Annotated in this window: 16 protein-coding genes and 6 tRNA genes; 4 read left to right on the forward strand and 18 right to left on the reverse strand. The window is 44.3% G+C overall.

The genetic code is table 11. The features are described from left to right. Positions 1–38: 38 nt before the first annotated feature. From ACYTXU_RS08735 to ACYTXU_RS08785, 11 genes are all read right to left on the reverse strand, one after another. A tRNA-Asp gene (locus ACYTXU_RS08735) sits at positions 39–115 on the reverse strand. Positions 116–158: 43 nt separating this feature from the next. Next, positions 159–234: transfer RNA gene (locus ACYTXU_RS08740), tRNA-Val, on the reverse strand. Positions 235–247: 13 nt separating this feature from the next. Beyond that, positions 248–520, reverse strand: coding sequence for an HU family DNA-binding protein (locus tag ACYTXU_RS08745; RefSeq protein WP_015780967.1), 273 nt, complete (start codon positions 518–520; stop codon positions 248–250). Between the two features lie 171 nt (positions 521–691). Beyond that, entirely contained in the window at positions 692–3,100 is a 2,409-nt protein-coding gene (gene lon, locus ACYTXU_RS08750; RefSeq protein WP_462206298.1) for an endopeptidase La, read from the reverse strand. Positions 3,101–3,206: 106 nt separating this feature from the next. Then, positions 3,207–4,475: an ATP-dependent Clp protease ATP-binding subunit ClpX gene (clpX, locus tag ACYTXU_RS08755; protein ID WP_462206299.1), complete on the reverse strand. Its 1,269-nt coding sequence runs from the start codon at positions 4,473–4,475 to the stop codon at positions 3,207–3,209. 282 nt (positions 4,476–4,757) lie between these two features. After that, a complete protein-coding gene (gene clpP / locus ACYTXU_RS08760; protein ID WP_462206300.1) occupies positions 4,758–5,375 on the reverse strand; it encodes an ATP-dependent Clp endopeptidase proteolytic subunit ClpP in 618 nt (205 codons plus the stop codon). 85 nt (positions 5,376–5,460) lie between these two features. Beyond that, positions 5,461–6,759, reverse strand: coding sequence for a trigger factor (gene tig / locus ACYTXU_RS08765; RefSeq protein ID WP_462206301.1), 1,299 nt, complete (start codon positions 6,757–6,759; stop codon positions 5,461–5,463). Between the two features lie 157 nt (positions 6,760–6,916). Further along, positions 6,917–7,001, reverse strand: a tRNA-Leu gene (locus ACYTXU_RS08770). 93 nt (positions 7,002–7,094) lie between these two features. Beyond that, positions 7,095–7,170: transfer RNA gene (locus tag ACYTXU_RS08775), tRNA-His, on the reverse strand. A 42-nt stretch (positions 7,171–7,212) separates the two neighbouring features. After that, a tRNA-Arg gene (locus ACYTXU_RS08780) sits at positions 7,213–7,289 on the reverse strand. Positions 7,290–7,323: 34 nt separating this feature from the next. Continuing rightward, a tRNA-Pro gene (locus tag ACYTXU_RS08785) sits at positions 7,324–7,400 on the reverse strand. A 178-nt stretch (positions 7,401–7,578) separates the two neighbouring features. Here ACYTXU_RS08785 and folD point away from each other — a divergent pair. Next, on the forward strand, positions 7,579–8,433 hold the full coding sequence (gene folD / locus ACYTXU_RS08790) for a bifunctional methylenetetrahydrofolate dehydrogenase/methenyltetrahydrofolate cyclohydrolase FolD (RefSeq protein ID WP_462206302.1): 855 nt from the start codon (positions 7,579–7,581) through the stop codon (positions 8,431–8,433). A gap of 145 nt (positions 8,434–8,578) precedes the next feature. Here folD and ACYTXU_RS08795 read toward each other — a convergent pair whose 3' ends face one another. The 4 genes from ACYTXU_RS08795 to ACYTXU_RS08810 are packed head-to-tail and all read right to left on the reverse strand — an operon-like array spanning position 8,579 to position 11,412. After that, positions 8,579–9,118, reverse strand: coding sequence for a hypothetical protein (locus tag ACYTXU_RS08795; protein ID WP_462206303.1), 540 nt, complete (start codon positions 9,116–9,118; stop codon positions 8,579–8,581). 41 nt (positions 9,119–9,159) lie between these two features. Then, on the reverse strand, positions 9,160–9,810 hold the full coding sequence (locus tag ACYTXU_RS08800; protein ID WP_462206304.1) for a lysophospholipid acyltransferase family protein: 651 nt from the start codon (positions 9,808–9,810) through the stop codon (positions 9,160–9,162). Positions 9,811–9,830: 20 nt separating this feature from the next. After that, positions 9,831–10,790 (reverse strand): phosphatidate cytidylyltransferase, encoded by a 960-nt coding sequence (locus tag ACYTXU_RS08805; RefSeq protein ID WP_462206305.1) that lies wholly within the window; start codon positions 10,788–10,790, stop codon positions 9,831–9,833. Positions 10,791–10,821: 31 nt separating this feature from the next. Further along, positions 10,822–11,412: a CDP-alcohol phosphatidyltransferase family protein gene (locus ACYTXU_RS08810; RefSeq protein ID WP_462206306.1), complete on the reverse strand. Its 591-nt coding sequence runs from the start codon at positions 11,410–11,412 to the stop codon at positions 10,822–10,824. Positions 11,413–11,530: 118 nt separating this feature from the next. Between ACYTXU_RS08810 and ACYTXU_RS08815 the strand changes: the two genes are divergently transcribed. Next, complete coding sequence (locus ACYTXU_RS08815) at positions 11,531–12,274, forward strand: helix-turn-helix domain-containing protein (protein WP_462206307.1); 744 nt, start codon at positions 11,531–11,533, stop codon at positions 12,272–12,274. 22 nt (positions 12,275–12,296) lie between these two features. Here the strand turns inward: ACYTXU_RS08815 and ACYTXU_RS08820 are convergent, their stop codons facing one another. After that, on the reverse strand, positions 12,297–12,617 hold the full coding sequence (locus ACYTXU_RS08820; RefSeq protein WP_462206308.1) for a hypothetical protein: 321 nt from the start codon (positions 12,615–12,617) through the stop codon (positions 12,297–12,299). An 18-nt stretch (positions 12,618–12,635) separates the two neighbouring features. Then, entirely contained in the window at positions 12,636–14,033 is a 1,398-nt protein-coding gene (gene cysS, locus ACYTXU_RS08825) for a cysteine--tRNA ligase (RefSeq protein WP_462206310.1), read from the reverse strand. Between the two features lie 168 nt (positions 14,034–14,201). Between cysS and ACYTXU_RS08830 the strand changes: the two genes are divergently transcribed. Beyond that, complete coding sequence (locus ACYTXU_RS08830; protein WP_462206311.1) at positions 14,202–14,714, forward strand: peptidylprolyl isomerase; 513 nt, start codon at positions 14,202–14,204, stop codon at positions 14,712–14,714. Positions 14,715–14,791: 77 nt separating this feature from the next. Continuing rightward, positions 14,792–15,508, forward strand: a complete 717-nt coding sequence (locus ACYTXU_RS08835; RefSeq protein WP_462206313.1) for a UDP-2,3-diacylglucosamine diphosphatase — start codon at positions 14,792–14,794, stop codon at positions 15,506–15,508. 6 nt (positions 15,509–15,514) lie between these two features. Here ACYTXU_RS08835 and ACYTXU_RS08840 read toward each other — a convergent pair whose 3' ends face one another. Continuing rightward, positions 15,515–16,081 (reverse strand): DUF924 family protein, encoded by a 567-nt coding sequence (locus ACYTXU_RS08840; RefSeq protein ID WP_462206314.1) that lies wholly within the window; start codon positions 16,079–16,081, stop codon positions 15,515–15,517. Positions 16,082–16,094: the final 13 nt, after the last annotated feature.

Genomic DNA, 16,094 nt, shown 5'->3' on the forward strand with positions numbered 1-16,094 from the left:
ATAAAAAAAACGCGCCTTGGTAGGCGCGTTTAGTTTACTGGCGGAGCGGACGGGACTCGAACCCGCGACCCCCGGCGTGACAGGCCGGTATTCTAACCAGCTGAACTACCGCTCCTAAATTGTCGTTTTACGGTCACCATGCTTCGAATAGAAAGGCATGGTGGGTGGTACTGGGCTCGAACCAGTGACCCTCGCCTTGTAAGGGCGATGCTCTCCCAACTGAGCTAACCACCCGCAAAAACGGCGGCTAGTTTACCGCGTCTTTAAGAGCTTTGCCAGCTTTAAAACCAGGAACTTTTGCAGCCTTAATCTGAATAGTTTCACCAGTTTTTGGGTTACGACCTGTACGAGCTGCACGTTCCTTAACAGCAAAAGTACCGAAACCAACTAGAGATACTTGCTCGCCTTTTTGTAATGAATCCGTAATTGCGCCTAACATAGAGTCTAGTGCACGTCCGGCAGCCGCTTTAGAAATATCTGCGCCAGCTGCAATGGCGTCTATTAGTTCTGATTTATTCACTCACTTTCCCCTTTTATTTAGAAGTAATCTAAAGTATAAAAAATAAGCAGTAATTATTAGCGTTCTACTGCACAACTCAAGGTCTGCTGTTATATCAACTGACCCTTTTATGTGTCAAGAAAATTTCCGACAAACGGACAAAAAGCCTTCGAATAACAAGGTTTTTGTGCATTAGTGAGCATGGAGCTTGCCTTGCTCATCAGCTTTGCCAGTTTCAGTTTCGGTTGCTTCTGTCACTGGTTTAGTAATCGGTTCTGGTGGTCGCTCTAACGCAAAATCAATTACTTCATCGATCCACTTGACACATACGATCTTTAAATCCTTTTTAATATTCTCTGGTATATCTGCTAAATTCCTTTCATTTTCTTTAGGAATGATGACAGTTTTAATGCCACCCCTATGCGCTGCTAACAGCTTTTCCTTTAATCCTCCAATGGGTAAAACTTCGCCTCTAAGTGTGATTTCACCTGTCATGGCAACATCTTTGCGAACAGGGATATCGGTTAAACTTGAGATCAGGGCCGTACACATACCAATACCAGCACTAGGACCATCCTTTGGAGTAGCGCCTTCTGGAACGTGAATATGGAAATCTTTGTTTTCATAGAAGTCAGGCTCAATTCCTAACGCCAAACAGCGGCTTCTGACAACTGTCATAGCTGCCTGGATAGACTCCTTCATGACATCACCAAGCTGTCCGGTGTAGGTCGTTTTTCCCTTACCATTAACAACTACTGACTCAATCGTTAATAGCTCACCACCCACAGAGGTCCAGGCCAGACCGGTTACTTGTCCAACTTTGTTAGACTCACCAGCTCGCCCATAGTCATATGTTTTAACACCAAGATATTGATCAAGATTATCTTCGTTAACCTTAACAGTTTTTTCCGCCTTGTCAGCTAAAAGCTGTTGCTTAACCGTTTTACGACAGATCTTAGAAATCTCACGTTCAAGGTTTCGCACACCAGCTTCTCGAGTGTAATAACGAATAATGCCCAAAATAGCCGAGTCTTCTAATGCTAATTCACCTTTTTTAAGACCAGCATTTTTCATTTGCTTTGTAACCAGATAGCGTTTTGCAATCTCCAGCTTCTCTGCTTCGGTGTAACCAGGAATTCGAATAACTTCCATACGGTCCAATAAAGGTGCAGGAATATTCATTGAATTTGAGGTGGCGACAAACATCACTTCCGAAAGATCGTAGTCCACCTCCAGGTAGTGGTCATTAAAGGTATGGTTTTGCTCAGGATCCAATACTTCCAATAATGCAGATGATGGATCACCACGCATATCCATGGCCATTTTGTCTATTTCATCAAGCAAGAATAATGGGTTCTTAACACCAACTTTGCTCATCTTTTGCATCAATTTACCGGGCATAGCACCAATGTAAGTGCGTCGATGACCTCTGATTTCCGCTTCGTCACGAACCCCACCCAGCGCCATACGCACATATTTACGGCCGGTAGCTTTTGCGATGGATTGCCCCAATGAGGTTTTACCAACACCGGGAGGTCCTACTAAACACAAAACAGGACCTTTCAATTTTTTAACTCTTTGCTGAACAGCTAAATACTCCAGAATGCGATCTTTAATTTTCTCCAGACCATAATGATCGGCATCTAAGGTCTCTTCGGCGTTTCTTAAGTTGTGCTTAACACGGCTGCGTTTACTCCATGGCATACCCAGTAACCAGTCAATATAGCCACGCACCACCGTCGCCTCTGCAGACATAGGAGACATCATCTTGAGTTTTTTCAACTCGGTTTCGGCTTTCTCCTTGGCTTCTTTAGACATACCCGACTCTTCAATTCTACGAGCCAGCTCTTCATGCTCAGAAACCGTTTCTTCACCTTCGCCAAGTTCTTTCTGTATCGCTTTTATCTGTTCATTTAAATAATATTCACGTTGGTTCTTTTCCATCTGGCCTTTTACACGCCCACGAATACGTTTTTCAACTTCCAGCAAATCCATCTCGCTTTCCATCTTGCCCATTAATTGTTCCAGACGGTCCGACACATTTTCCATTTCAAGAATTTGCTGCTTGTCTTCTATCTTTAAAGACATATGAGCCGCAATGCTATCAGCCAAACGGCTTGGGTTTTCAATGCCTGAAAGCGTCGTTAATATTTCGCCGGGCACTTTTTTGTTTAACTTTACATACTTATCAAAGCTGCTTAGGGCCGCACGTGCTAAAGCATCAGCCTCATCATTTTGCTCTGCATCCGATGGGATAAGTTCAATCTCAGCAACAAACATTGGATCGGTATCAACGTAACGGGTCACTTTGGCTCGCTGAACACCCTCGACCAAAACTTTGACATTACCATCGGGTAGTTTCAGCATCTGCAAAATCGTCGCGACACAGCCGTAATCGTAAATCTGCTCTGTATCCGGAATATCCTCTGTGGCTTCACGTTGAGCTACCAACATGACTTGTTTGTCACCATTGGTGGCTTCTTCCAAGGCCAAGATTGACTTCTCTCTACCGACAAACAGTGGGATCACCATATGAGGGAATACTACGACATCTCGCAGTGGTAGCAGAGGAAGTTGTTTGGTAGTAGTTTCTGTTTGCATGAATGTTTAATCCTGAATAAGTAATAAAAAAGGGGCGAAGTTAACCTTCCTCCCCTTTACTCAACTATCTGTGTTCAACATCAAGCTCTCTCGCTTGATGCGAAGGCTACTCAGCGGCAGCTTGTTGCTGGTTGTCATAAATCAGCAGAGGCTCAGCCTCACCTTTTACAACAGCTGCATCAATGCATACTTTGCTAACGCCTTCGAGGGAAGGTAAGTTATACATGGTGTCTAATAATATTTCTTCAAGGATTGAACGTAATCCACGAGCCCCTGTTCTGCGTTGCATTGCCTTGTGAGCAATCGCGACTAGCGCATCTTTACGGAACTCTAGATCAACATTTTCCAATGAAAACAACTTGTTGTACTGTTTCGTTAATGCATTTTTAGGTTCGGTTAGAATTCTGATCAGAGCTTCTTCGTCAAGCTCCTGCAAAGTTGTAACAATTGGTAAGCGACCGATAAACTCTGGAATCAAACCAAACTTGACCAAATCATCAGGTTCTACCGCTTTCAGCATTTCGCCAATGGCTTTGCTTTCTTTAACTTGTTTGACGTCCGCACCAAAACCGATACCGCCTTTCTCGGTTCGTTCCTGAATAATCTTTTCAAGACCCGCAAAGGCACCGCCACACACAAACAGGATGTTTCCAGTATCTACCTGCAGGAACTCTTGCTGCGGGTGTTTACGACCACCTTGAGGAGGAACGGACGCTACTGTACCCTCAATGAGTTTTAGTAAAGCTTGCTGTACACCTTCGCCTGAAACATCGCGGGTAATAGATGGGTTATCAGATTTGCGAGAAATTTTGTCGATTTCATCAATATACACGATGCCACGTTGCGCTTTTTCAACGTCATAATCACATTTTTGCAGTAACTTCTGGATGATATTTTCAACATCTTCACCCACATAACCAGCCTCTGTAAGCGTCGTGGCATCTGCCATAGTAAAAGGCACTTCCAACATTCTGGCCAGTGTTTCAGCAAGCAAGGTTTTACCACTGCCCGTTGGGCCAATCAGTAAGATGTTACTTTTACCCAGCTCAACCTCTTTATGTTCGCTCGAAGCTGGTTCGCTTTCCAGACGTTTATAATGGTTATATACAGCAACAGACAATACTTTCTTGGCGCGATCCTGGCCAATAACATATTGCTCTAAAAAGTCAGCTATCTCTTTAGGTTTTGGTAGGTGGCTGCGCGATTCTTTTGCCGCAACTTCCTGAATTTCTTCAATAATAATATCGTTACACAGATCCACACATTCATTACAAATGAACACTCTAGGGCCCGCGATAAGCTTTTTCACTTCATGCTGGCTCTTGCCACAAAAAGAGCAATATAACGTTTTGTTGTCTGAGTTCTCGCTACTCATCGTTACCTCATAAGACTGTCATTACAGTCCGTTAGACATTTTCACTAGCCAGTACAGTTGGCACTTTAATAGCAACTTACTGAGGCCAAACCCAGCAAAATCAAGGTTCAGCACACATTTTATTTATCTCTAGTATTTACAGTAGCAAAATAATTCCTTTAACAAAAGAATAAATCTGCTTTAGCAAGAAAGCATTACAAATAGATAAAGATAAAGTATAAGTTTAGAGGTGTTTCCCAGAATGGAAAATGGAAGCTCCCATCAGCGATGGGAGCTTCACTATCAGGCTTGCTTTCTAGAATTAATAATCGAGTCAACCAAGCCATATTTAACGGCTTCATCAGCTGTCAAAAAATTATCACGATCGGTATCACGCTCGAGCTCTTCAACCGACTTGCCACAATGGTCCGCCATTATCGAATTGAGTCGATGTTTCAACTCTGTAATTTCCTGAGCATGGATTGCGATGTCAGAAGCCTGGCCTTGGAAACCGCCTAACGGTTGGTGAATCATCATACGTGAGTTAGGTAAGGTATGACGTTTTCCCTTAGCGCCACCGGTTAACAATAAAGCACCCATACTCGCAGCCTGACCCACACATACTGTTGAAACATCAGGACGAATAAATTGCATGGTGTCATAAATTGCCAAGCCAGCCGTGACCACTCCACCCGGAGAATTAATGTACAAATGAATATCCTTGTCTGGGTTATCAGACTCAAGGAATAACATTTGAGCGACTATCGAGTTAGCCATATAGTCTTCAATTTGACCAACACAGAAAATAACGCGTTCTTTTAAAAGTCTGGAATAAATGTCGTAAGAGCGCTCCCCACGAGAGGTTTGCTCTACTACCATTGGAATAAGGCCAGATGCCTGAGTTTCTATAATTTTACTCATGTTGTATTTCCTTGCCTGAAAACAAAAGAAGCGGAACAAGTCCGCTTCTTTTATTGAGAATAAACGCTTGTTTATCGCGTCACTTTTAACCCTGGTTTTTATTAGGATTTAAAAGCTCATCAAAGCTTACTGATTTCTCAGTTACTTTAGCTTTTTCCAGCACCAAGTCAACTACTGTATCTTCTAATACCAATGACTCGACTTCGCGTAAACGGTTAGCATCACCATAGTACCAGTCAATGACTTCTTGCGGTTGCTCATAAACACCAGCCAAGTCTTCTACTTGTGCACGAACTTTATCTTCATCGGCTTTCAAACCTTCAGCTTTGATAATTTCAGAAACTATCAAGCCAAGCTTAACGCGACGAGTTGCCTGTTCTTCGAACAATGACGCAGGCAAGTCTGGCGTTTGGCCTTCTGGAGCACGCATTTGTTGTGCCATTTCCTGACGCATACGCTCGATTTCTTGATCAAGCATTGCTTTAGGAACTTCAACTTCATGCTTATCAACCAATTGAGTCATCACCTGGCCTTTAACACGAGACTTAATAGCGTTACGAAGTTCACGCTCCATGTTTTGCTTCACATCAGCTTTCAGACTATTGATGTCTTCTGCACCAAGCTGCTCTGCTAATTCAGTAACGGTAGGAAGCTCTTTTTTGTTCACTGTATGAACATGAGTTTCAAACTTAGCTTCTTTACCTTTTAGTTCTTCAACATGGTAATCTTCTGGGAATGTCACAGTTACTTCGACATCATCACCAGCAGAAGCACCTACTAGCTGCTCTTCAAAGCCTGGAATCATGTTGCCAGCGCCAAGCTCCAATGGGAATTCTTTAGCTTCGCCACCTTTAAATGCTTCACCATCAATGAAACCTTTAAAGTCGATAACCACTTGATCGCCATCTTTAGCTTTACGCTTAACTTCAACCCAGTTAGCACGTTGACCACGTAAGGTATCCATCATTTTCGTTAAATCTTCATCAGAAACCTCTGATGTCGCCTTTTCAAGCTCAATAGTATTGAGATCAGCTAGCTTAACTTCAGGATAAACTTCGAAGGTTGCCGAAAACTTCAGGTTGGCGCCATCATTATTTTCAAGCAATTCTAATTGAGGATAACCAGCAGGCATCAATTTTTCTTGTTGAACCGCTTCGAAGTAGTGGCGCTGCATAACATCACCCAATACTTCTTGACGTACTGATGCGCCATAACGCTTCTTAACTACGCTGAATGGGACTTTGCCTGGGCGAAAGCCGTTCATTTTAACGTTACGAGCCATATCCTGTAGACGCTTTTCAACCGCGCCATCAATATTCTCGGCAGGAACATCAATGATTAACTTTCTTTCTAAACCGTTGGTGGTTTCAACTGAAACTTGCATTCGCTGATCTCCAATAGGCTATCTTTAGCAATAGCTATTCTTTACATAAAATGAATATGATAAGGCTTTTGGATGAAGACTTGAAGGGAATACCATTTAACCTCTGGACTGTTCACTACCTGCTTTACAGCATTTATATTAAGCACCGAGATTAAAATGGTGCGAAAGGAGAGACTCGAACTCTCACGCCTCGCGGCACTGGAACCTAAATCCAGCGTGTCTACCAATTCCACCACTTTCGCATTTTTGAATGCGGGCCCTAAGCCCTCATCGAACCATATTGTTCTTCTAACTGCTTGATTCCTAGAATCAAAATACACCGCACAGATAGAATCTGGGGTGGACGATGGGACTTGAACCCACGACAACCGGAATCACAATCCGGGGCTCTACCAACTGAGCTACGCCCACCATCAACCTCAACTCTCTCCTCTTACCGCCCATCTGTTAAAATGGCGCGTCCGGCAGGATTCGAACCTGCGACCCACGGCTTAGAAGGCCGTTGCTCTATCCAACTGAGCTACGGACGCATGTGAATCCAGACGTACGAGGCGAGAAAAAAATTGGTCGGAGATGAGGGATTTGAACCCCCGACATCCTGCACCCAAAGCAGGCGCGCTACCAGACTGCGCTAATCTCCGATGCCACGCAAGGGCTTGCCCCTGCGAGACGCGCATATTACTGATTTCCCCTATAACCGTCAACACTTTTTCTTTTGTTTTTTTACAAAAAAGAACCTTCTGATAAAAGCGTTGAGCCAATAGGCAAATATTGCGACAATAGCGCCTTTCAAACGCTCATTTGAATATATTACGCCTTATGTCTGCTCAAATTCTTGATGGCAAAGCCATTTCTGAAAAAGTTAAATTACAACTCGCTGAAAAAGTCAAAGCTCGCCTTGATAAAGGCCTACGCGCACCAGGGCTTGCAGTGATTCTGGTGGGTATTGATCCTGCTTCACAGATCTACGTTAACAAGAAAGTAGAGGCTTGTGAAAAAGTCGGCTTTATTTCCCGTAAAATCGTTCTTGAAGCAAACACCACTCAAGAACATCTATTACAACATATTGACGAATTAAATGCTGATCCAGCTATCGACGGTATTTTGGTACAGCTTCCGTTACCAGCGCACCTGGACTCCAATGTCATTCTTGAGCGCATCAAAGCCGATAAAGATGTGGATGGGTTCCATCCATATAACATGGGCCGTTTAGCGCAAAAGATGCCAACCATGCGGCCCTGTACGCCTTATGGTGTCATGGTCATGCTAAAAGAAACAGGAATCGATTTGATTGGTAAAGATGCGGTAGTCATCGGTGTCTCGAATATTGTCGGCCGTCCGATGGGCTTAGAGCTACTGATGGAACGTTGTACGGTCACTTTCTGCCACAGTAAAACCAAGGATTTGCCGAAAAAAGTCTCAGAGGCAGATATTGTTGTAGCCGGTGTCGGTATCCCAGAAATGGTCAAAGGTGACTGGATCAAGCCAGGCGCCATTGTGATTGATGTCGGTATCAACCGTTTAGAAAGCGGCAAACTGGTCGGTGATGTGGAATTTGATGTGGCTAAAGAACGCGCCTCATGGATTACTCCTGTTCCAGGTGGTGTTGGACCCATGACTGTCGCCATGCTTATGAGCAACACCTTGTTTGCTTGTGAGAACTTGCACGACTAAGCTGGTACAGCAATAGCAGATTGAAAAGCCATGCCATAACGCATGGCTTTTTTCTTTGTTCTGGAAAGTTCTATATTGGAAAGTTCTATATTGGAAAGTTCTATATTGGAAAGTTCTATATTGGAAAGTTCTATATTGGAAAGTCCTATGAAGGGAAATGATAGAAATACAAAGCATACACCACTAGCCACACGCCACCCCAGACAGCAACTAAATGTCGTCGCTGTAGATGCCTCAACAGATTAAAGGCAATCCAACGTGCAACATAGGCTATCACCAGAAAGCGCACTAGCCTTGCCGGAATACTCATCAGTAAAAACTCAATAATTGAGATATGTGCAGCTGACGCCTGTACTGCAAAAGTCTTGTAGGGCAACCCCTGCAGTGGACCAGTAAAAACCGCGAGCACTCCGGATGACTTCAATTGTTCATTAACTTTAGTCATCAATTCATCATTAATCGCAGGAACAGATTCAACCAGGTGGTATACAGTATCAAAGTTGTACTGTCCCCAGCAGTACATAACTCCACCACCTAATAAAGCCCCTAGTAAAGTGATGCAGCACAAGCGCGTCAAATTATGCTTTTTATCCAACGCATAATAACTTAACAGTACATCAGGCAAGATAAAAAAGAGGGTTGCCTCAGCAAATCCCCAGATGCCACTAAGCCAACTTTTTTTCATGGTAATCTCCCCCTAATCCTTTTAATGAAACACGACGATGATCAGTCCCACTTTGGCAACTTGACTGATGTCTGCATCTCATCAAACCGTGCTTTTATCTGCTCAAAGAAATTTTCTTGGGCGCCTTGATAATGCAGCGGTTGTGAGAAAACCACATCACAGAAGAAAGGCACCAGTAAGGCATCACCTTTGGGCAGGCTTTTGCCCAGCCCATGCATATAGATCGGATACACCGGAACCTCTGGACACTTTTCTGCGAGCTTCACCACCCCATACTTAAGCTCCGACATATTCTCCGGCTCGCCACGGGAACCTTCAGGGAAGAAAATCAATATCTTGCCCTGCTTTAAGGCTTCAGCGCATTGCTCAACCGGGCTTCGGGTTTGTCGCTCAGACTGACGCTCAATCGGTAAGATGCCAATGATGTTCAGTGCAAACCAGGCGATAAATTTGTTCTTCAAAAAGTAATCCGCGGCAGCTACCGGCTGTACTTTGTGCAGAATCTTTAATGGCAACAGCGATATCAGAACCATGGTATCCAGATGACTGTTATGGTTAGCGATGATTAAAGCTGGCCCATCCTCGGGAAGAATGGGTTCACTTTGATAGCGCAGGCCAATCACCAGCTTCACTATCGGCTTAATGATGATGGCGAAAAACAACCAGCGTAATGCCCTATTGATAATTTTCATGCTCATGCTCCTCATCTAACCTAGTAATAACAGTAGCGAATAACATGGAAGAACAGTGGTGCAGTAAAGGTAAGGCTGTCCAAGCGATCCAGAATGCCGCCATGACCAGGGATTAACTGGCCACAATCCTTGATGCCAATATCACGCTTGATAGCTGACAAAGAGACATCGCCAATAAAGCCAGCAACTCCAATACCCAGGCCAACCAACAAACCATGCCACCACAACATCGGCGTTAAGGTTTCAGCCAGAGCCATTGCCAATAGGCCTGTTGTCAAAACACCACCAATCAAACCTTCGCGCGTCTTGTTCGGGCTAATCGCTGGAGCAATTTTATTTTTGCCGAATAACTTACCCCAAATGTACTGGCTAACATCATTCAACTGAGTCAATAGCACCAGGTATAACAGTAGAGCTGCGCCCGAGCCTGACACCATCAAGTTTTTGACTTCTGCTTCATTTGGCAAAACGACCAGATAAGCCAGGTGACTCAAAGTAAAGACGGTCAGCATCAATCCCCAATGAATATTACCCACCGCACGCAAATAGTTCTTAGTTTCGCCGGCCAATACCATGCGAAAAGGAATAAACAGGAAGGCATAGACCGGAATAAAAATAATGAACATGCCGTACCAGCCGATTGAAATGAAGTAGTACTGCAAAGGAATGGTCAGGTAAGCCCAGAACAACACCCGACGATCAACCAGTCGAGTAGGCGTCATCGATAAGTATTCCTTGAGGGCGATGAAGCTCAGCATGGCAAACATCAGAATGGTTACCATCGGGCCCATGTAAAGTGACAGTGCAAAGACGCCCATCATGATCCACCAGGAGTTGATACGTTGAGTAAGCTCGGTGTGATCAGTTTGCGGTTTAGAGCGACTGAGTAAAAAAGACACCAGGGTTGCCACTAATAACAGGACAAACAAACTGCCAAATACTTTAGTGACCGGTTGTAAGCTACTTATATCGAAAAACATATCCATATCCTCTTGTTAAAATTGCTAGCGCTTACAGCGCAGCACGAATCCGGTTAATGACAGTCCACACTGACAACGCAGTGACCATGACTAAAACGGTATTTAAATAAACGGTCGGCACTGAAACGAAAGGAACCAGTAAACCCACCAGACCTAGCAGTAACGCTCGATCGCTTTTCCCCATCGGCCCCTGATACTGACGCTCTGCGCCAACCATGACACCCAGAATGCCCGCGAACTCGGTTAACAAAGCTGTAAAAGCAAAGCCAGCCAACAACCAAAGGCTTAATTCAGGAATAATGATTAAAGGAATGATTAAGAAGAGATCGGAAATCACGTCACCGATTTCATTGAGGAAAGCGCCCAGCTTAGATTGCTGCTGGTGCTCTCTGGCTAACATGCCGTCGATGGCATTCAGAGCCATACGGATTAATAAAATAACCGGCAAAGCCAACAATGCCATGATGCTATTGCTGATTATAATGGCAACTCCAGTTATGACACTCATCAGCATCGCCACCACGGTTACCTCATTAGCAGTGATGCCTTTGCGGGCTAAGCCGTTAACCAGCGGTCTTAATAACTGTTGAAACTTGGGTTTGAGTTGATAAACAGAAATCATGATATTTCCTTGTGAATCGTTGTTTTGATGAGGCTAAGTTGTCATAGGCGCTACCTTTAATCTACTTTTAATGCTAAAGTCGTGCTTTTATGACCATTTGGTATAGTATTGATAGACTATGAGTAGCCAAACGCTGGAAATTCTTGATGCTCTAAAACAGGAACTGAGAAAAGAAGGGATCACCTATAAGGCGCTAGGAAAGGCTTTGGACATGAGCGAAGCCAATATCAAACGCATGTTCTCGCAGCATAAGATCAGCCTTGAGAGACTGGAAAAGATCTGTGATTTACTGCACCTGGATATTCTGCAATTGGCTCAATCCGCCCATCAGCAACGTAAACAAATTTCACAGCTCACACTGGAACAGGAAAACCAGCTGATCAGTGACCAAAGACTGCTGCTGGTCGCTCAACTGTGTTTGTCGGATTGGAAGTTTGATGAAATGCTCCAGCGCTACAGTTTTACCGAGCCACAGTTAATCAGGTATCTGGTGCAACTGGATAAAATTGATTTTATTGAACTGTTGCCCGGCAATCGAATTCGAAAACGCGTCAGCCCACACTTCAAATGGCATCCCAAAGGGCCGGTGCAAAACTTCTTTGCGGAACATATCCAAAGCGAGTTCTTCCGCTCCAGTTTTACCAAGAAAAATGAAAAGGTATTGTTTATATCTGGAATGTTAAGTGATAAATCCAATCAGAAGATTCAGGAGTTGATTGACGAGCTGGGCACCGCCTATCGTCAGCAATTACGCGAAGACAAAAGTGTGGAGTTAGCGGAAAAAAAAGGAACCAGCCTGGTAGTTGGATTACGTAATTGGGAGTTGTCAGTATTTAATGATTTAAGAAGAAAGCCGCTTTAAGCGGTCGGTAGCAAGCAACAATCTATTGTTTTGGCTCAAAGCTTTCAAGCCTACATATTAAACCGCCCGAAATTATCCTTTTTGTACAAGAAACTATAACTTCTTCCCCTTTCCTTAAAACTGGTCCGGTCACATCGGTATAAAAAGCTTTACCCTTAGTGTTTATAATACGCAGGTATAAATTGCTGCGCTTATAACTCATCCCAACAATGTCACTTCTTTCTACTTTAGCTTTAAAATACTGTCTTTCGCCAAACTCAAATCCGTTAATCATCAATAACATTACAAGTACCATTACAACGGTAGTAATAATTAATGATGTTTTACGATAAAACATTTCCATGTTGATACGACTTCTTTACTACTTCCTGCGCCAACTGGTGCCGCCTGCCCCATCTTCAAGCTCAATATTCATCGCATGCAACTTGTCGCGGATTTCATCGGCCAGAGCCCAATCTTTATCGGCACGCGCCTGTAGGCGTTGCTGAATCAATGTGTCGACTTCCTCATCGGAAACATCGCTTTCGCCAGCACCAGATTTTAGGAAACCTTCAGGGTCCTGTTGCAACAGACTCAAAACGCCTGCCAGCTCTTTCAGTTTTACTGCGATAGTCGCTGCTGTAGTCATATCGGTAGCTTTCAGGCGATTGACCTCTTTGGCCAGATCAAACAATACAGGCATGGCTTCCGGCACGTTAAAATCATCGTCCATTGCTTCGATAAAGCGAGACTGAGCCTGCTCCAAAATGTCCAGCTTGTCATCATTTGCCTGGCTTAAATCCACACCACGCAGTGAATTATACAAACGCTCAAGACTGGCATCGGCAGATTCGAGATTAGCCTGGGTGTAGCTGAGCTGACTGCGGTAATGGCCACTCATCAGAAAGTAACGCACTGATTCCGGACGATACTGCTTTAACACATCACGAATGGTAAAGAAGTTGCCTAATGACTTGGACATTTTCTCTTTATCCACCTGCACCATACCGGTATGAATCCAGGTGTTGGCAAAAGTGCAACCATTAGCACATTCTGATTGAGCAATTTCGTTTTCATGGTGCGGGAACTGCAGATCCGAACCACCACCATGGATATCGAAAGTTTCACCCAGGCACTTTTTACTCATCGCAGAACATTCGATGTGCCAGCCCGGACGACCTTTCCCCCACGGAGAATCCCAGGAAGGTTCGCCCGGCTTTGAAGACTTCCATAAGGCAAAGTCCATCGGATCTTTTTTGATGTCGCTCACATCAACTCGCTCACCAGCATTAAGCTGCGTTAAATCCTGCTTACTCAGTTTGCCGTAGTCTTTAAAGGCTGGCACGTGGAAATACACATCCCCATTATCGGTAGCATAAGCCGCGCCCTTTTCAATCAGGGTTTGGGTCATTTGGATAATTTCATCCATGGTCTGAGTTGCGCGCGGCTCAATATCAGGGCGCTGCAAACCAATGGCATCGAAATCTTTGTACATTTCCTGAATAAAGCGTTCGGTCAGCTCACTAAAGTCTTCACCGTTTTCATTGGCACGATTGATGATCTTGTCATCAATATCGGTAATGTTGCGCACATAAGTCACATCATAGCCACGAAATTTGAGGTAACGGTTAATGACGTCAAAGGCCGCATAAGTCCGAGCATGGCCAATATGGCACAGATCATAAGTTGTCACGCCGCACACATACATGGAAACCTTGCCTTCTATCATCGGCTTGAAAGGTTCTTTCTGACGGGTCAAATTATTGTAGATCTGTAACATAAGTATCTTTTCTCGGTTTTGAATTTAGCTTTTAGTGATAAAAAACATTATCATAGGCGGCAAACTTAGAAGCCCGATATTGTAACCATCATCAGGCCTGCAGGCTAGCTCAATGCGAGAATTGGTCCGGTGATAGGTAATAAAACAGGTAAAATCAGGATATAAATCATGAGCACAACACATCCAAAAGTCACATTGACCACTAATCATGGCGACATCGTTATCGAGCTTAATGCTCGCAAGGCCCCGAAAACTGTGGAAAATTTCATCAGTTACGCGGAGAAAGGCCAATACGACGGCACTATATTCCATCGAGTTATTTCCAACTTTATGATCCAGGGTGGCGGCTTCACCGAAGATATGAGTCAGAAGCCAACCGATAGCCCAATCGATAACGAAGCCAACAACGGCTTAACTAACGCACGCGGTACAGTTGCCATGGCTCGTACCATGGATCCGCATTCAGCCACCTGTCAATTTTTCATCAATGTTAAGGACAATGACTTTTTGAACTTTTCTCAGGAATCGATGCAAGGCTGGGGTTACTGCGTATTTGGTAAAGTGGTCGAAGGAATGGACGTGGTCGACGCCATCAAAGAAGTTGAAACCGGCAGCTACAGCGTTCACCAGGATGTTCCGGTTGAACCTGTCATTATCGAAAAAGCTGTTATTAACGAATAACTGTAAGTCAGTTCAAAGCTGTATTAGCGACAATGCTGATACAGCTTTTTCATTCATCATTAAAAAAAGACACCAGCATGATTCATATTATTTCTGATCTACACCTTTGCGAAGAACGCCCTGACCTGACCGCCCTTTTCACTCAGTACATGAATGACATAGCGCCCAAGTCGGATGCTTTGTATGTGCTGGGGGATTTATTTGAGAGCTGGATTGGTGATGACGACGATTCAGACTTTGTTAAAACTATCATAGCCAAGTTCAAAGACTATTCAGACTCAGGCAAGCCACTGTATTTTCAGCATGGCAACCGTGACTTTTTATTGGGTGATGAATTTGCCAAGGCCACTGGCGGTGTCATTGTCGGCGAAGTTCATCCGATAACGATTGGGGATAAAGAAGCCATCCTGATGCATGGCGACAGTTTGTGTTGGGACGATAAGGAATATATGCAATTCCGCCAAATGGTTCGCTCAGAGCAGTGGCAACAACAGCTACTCTCTCAGCCTTTAGCGGTTCGTCGCGGAATCGCCGCTGACCTGCGTCAAAAAAGCCGCGAAGCCCAGGCCAATAAAGCCAGTGCCATCACAGATGTGCATTCAGATGCTGTCAAAGAAGCTCTGCAAAACCACAACGCCGACATCCTGATTCATGGCCATACCCACCGCCCCGATTTCCATGACATTGAAGTCGACGGCAAACATTGCCAACGCATCGTACTCAGCGACTGGGGTGAAAAAGGGCATTACCTGACCATCGAAGGCGATGAAATCGATAGTCATTATTTCGATTAATTTAAATTAGCAGAAGGGATTTTTCAGGAAAGCTTCTTCTGCAGGAGTACTTTTTCTTCCCAAGGCCTGATTGCGACCAGGGAATCGGCCAAAGCGGACAATTTGATCGCGGTGACACAAGGCGAAGGTTAAAGTGTTAGGGTCACCGAGCTTGATAAAAAGCTCAATACCACTTTCTTGAAGCTTAAGATCTTCAGCATGCATAAAAGGCATATAGAAGAACTTTCTCTCAACTGTTAACAAACCTTGGTCAAAACCATTGTTCACAGCTACTGCTGCATACTGCTGTGCTTGTTTGTCAGTGGCAAAGGCCTGTCCTTGATTACGATAAATATTGCGTGAAAACTGATCGAGAATAATGATTAACGCCAAAGCTCCTTTTTGGTTTTGCATTAAGTCATCCAGCTTACCCTCTGCGGCTAGCTGATGAGCTTCGCCAAATCGATCGCGAACTTCCTGATCAAATTTTGGATCAGACTGAAACCAGATGGCGCGGTCAGCGCCCAACTCTGCCGAGTCAGGCGCGCCGAACCAGAAGTCCAACACATCGCGTGTTAAATCATCTAAGTTCACAACAAGATTACTT

The organism is Kangiella sp. M94, assembly GCF_054926195.1.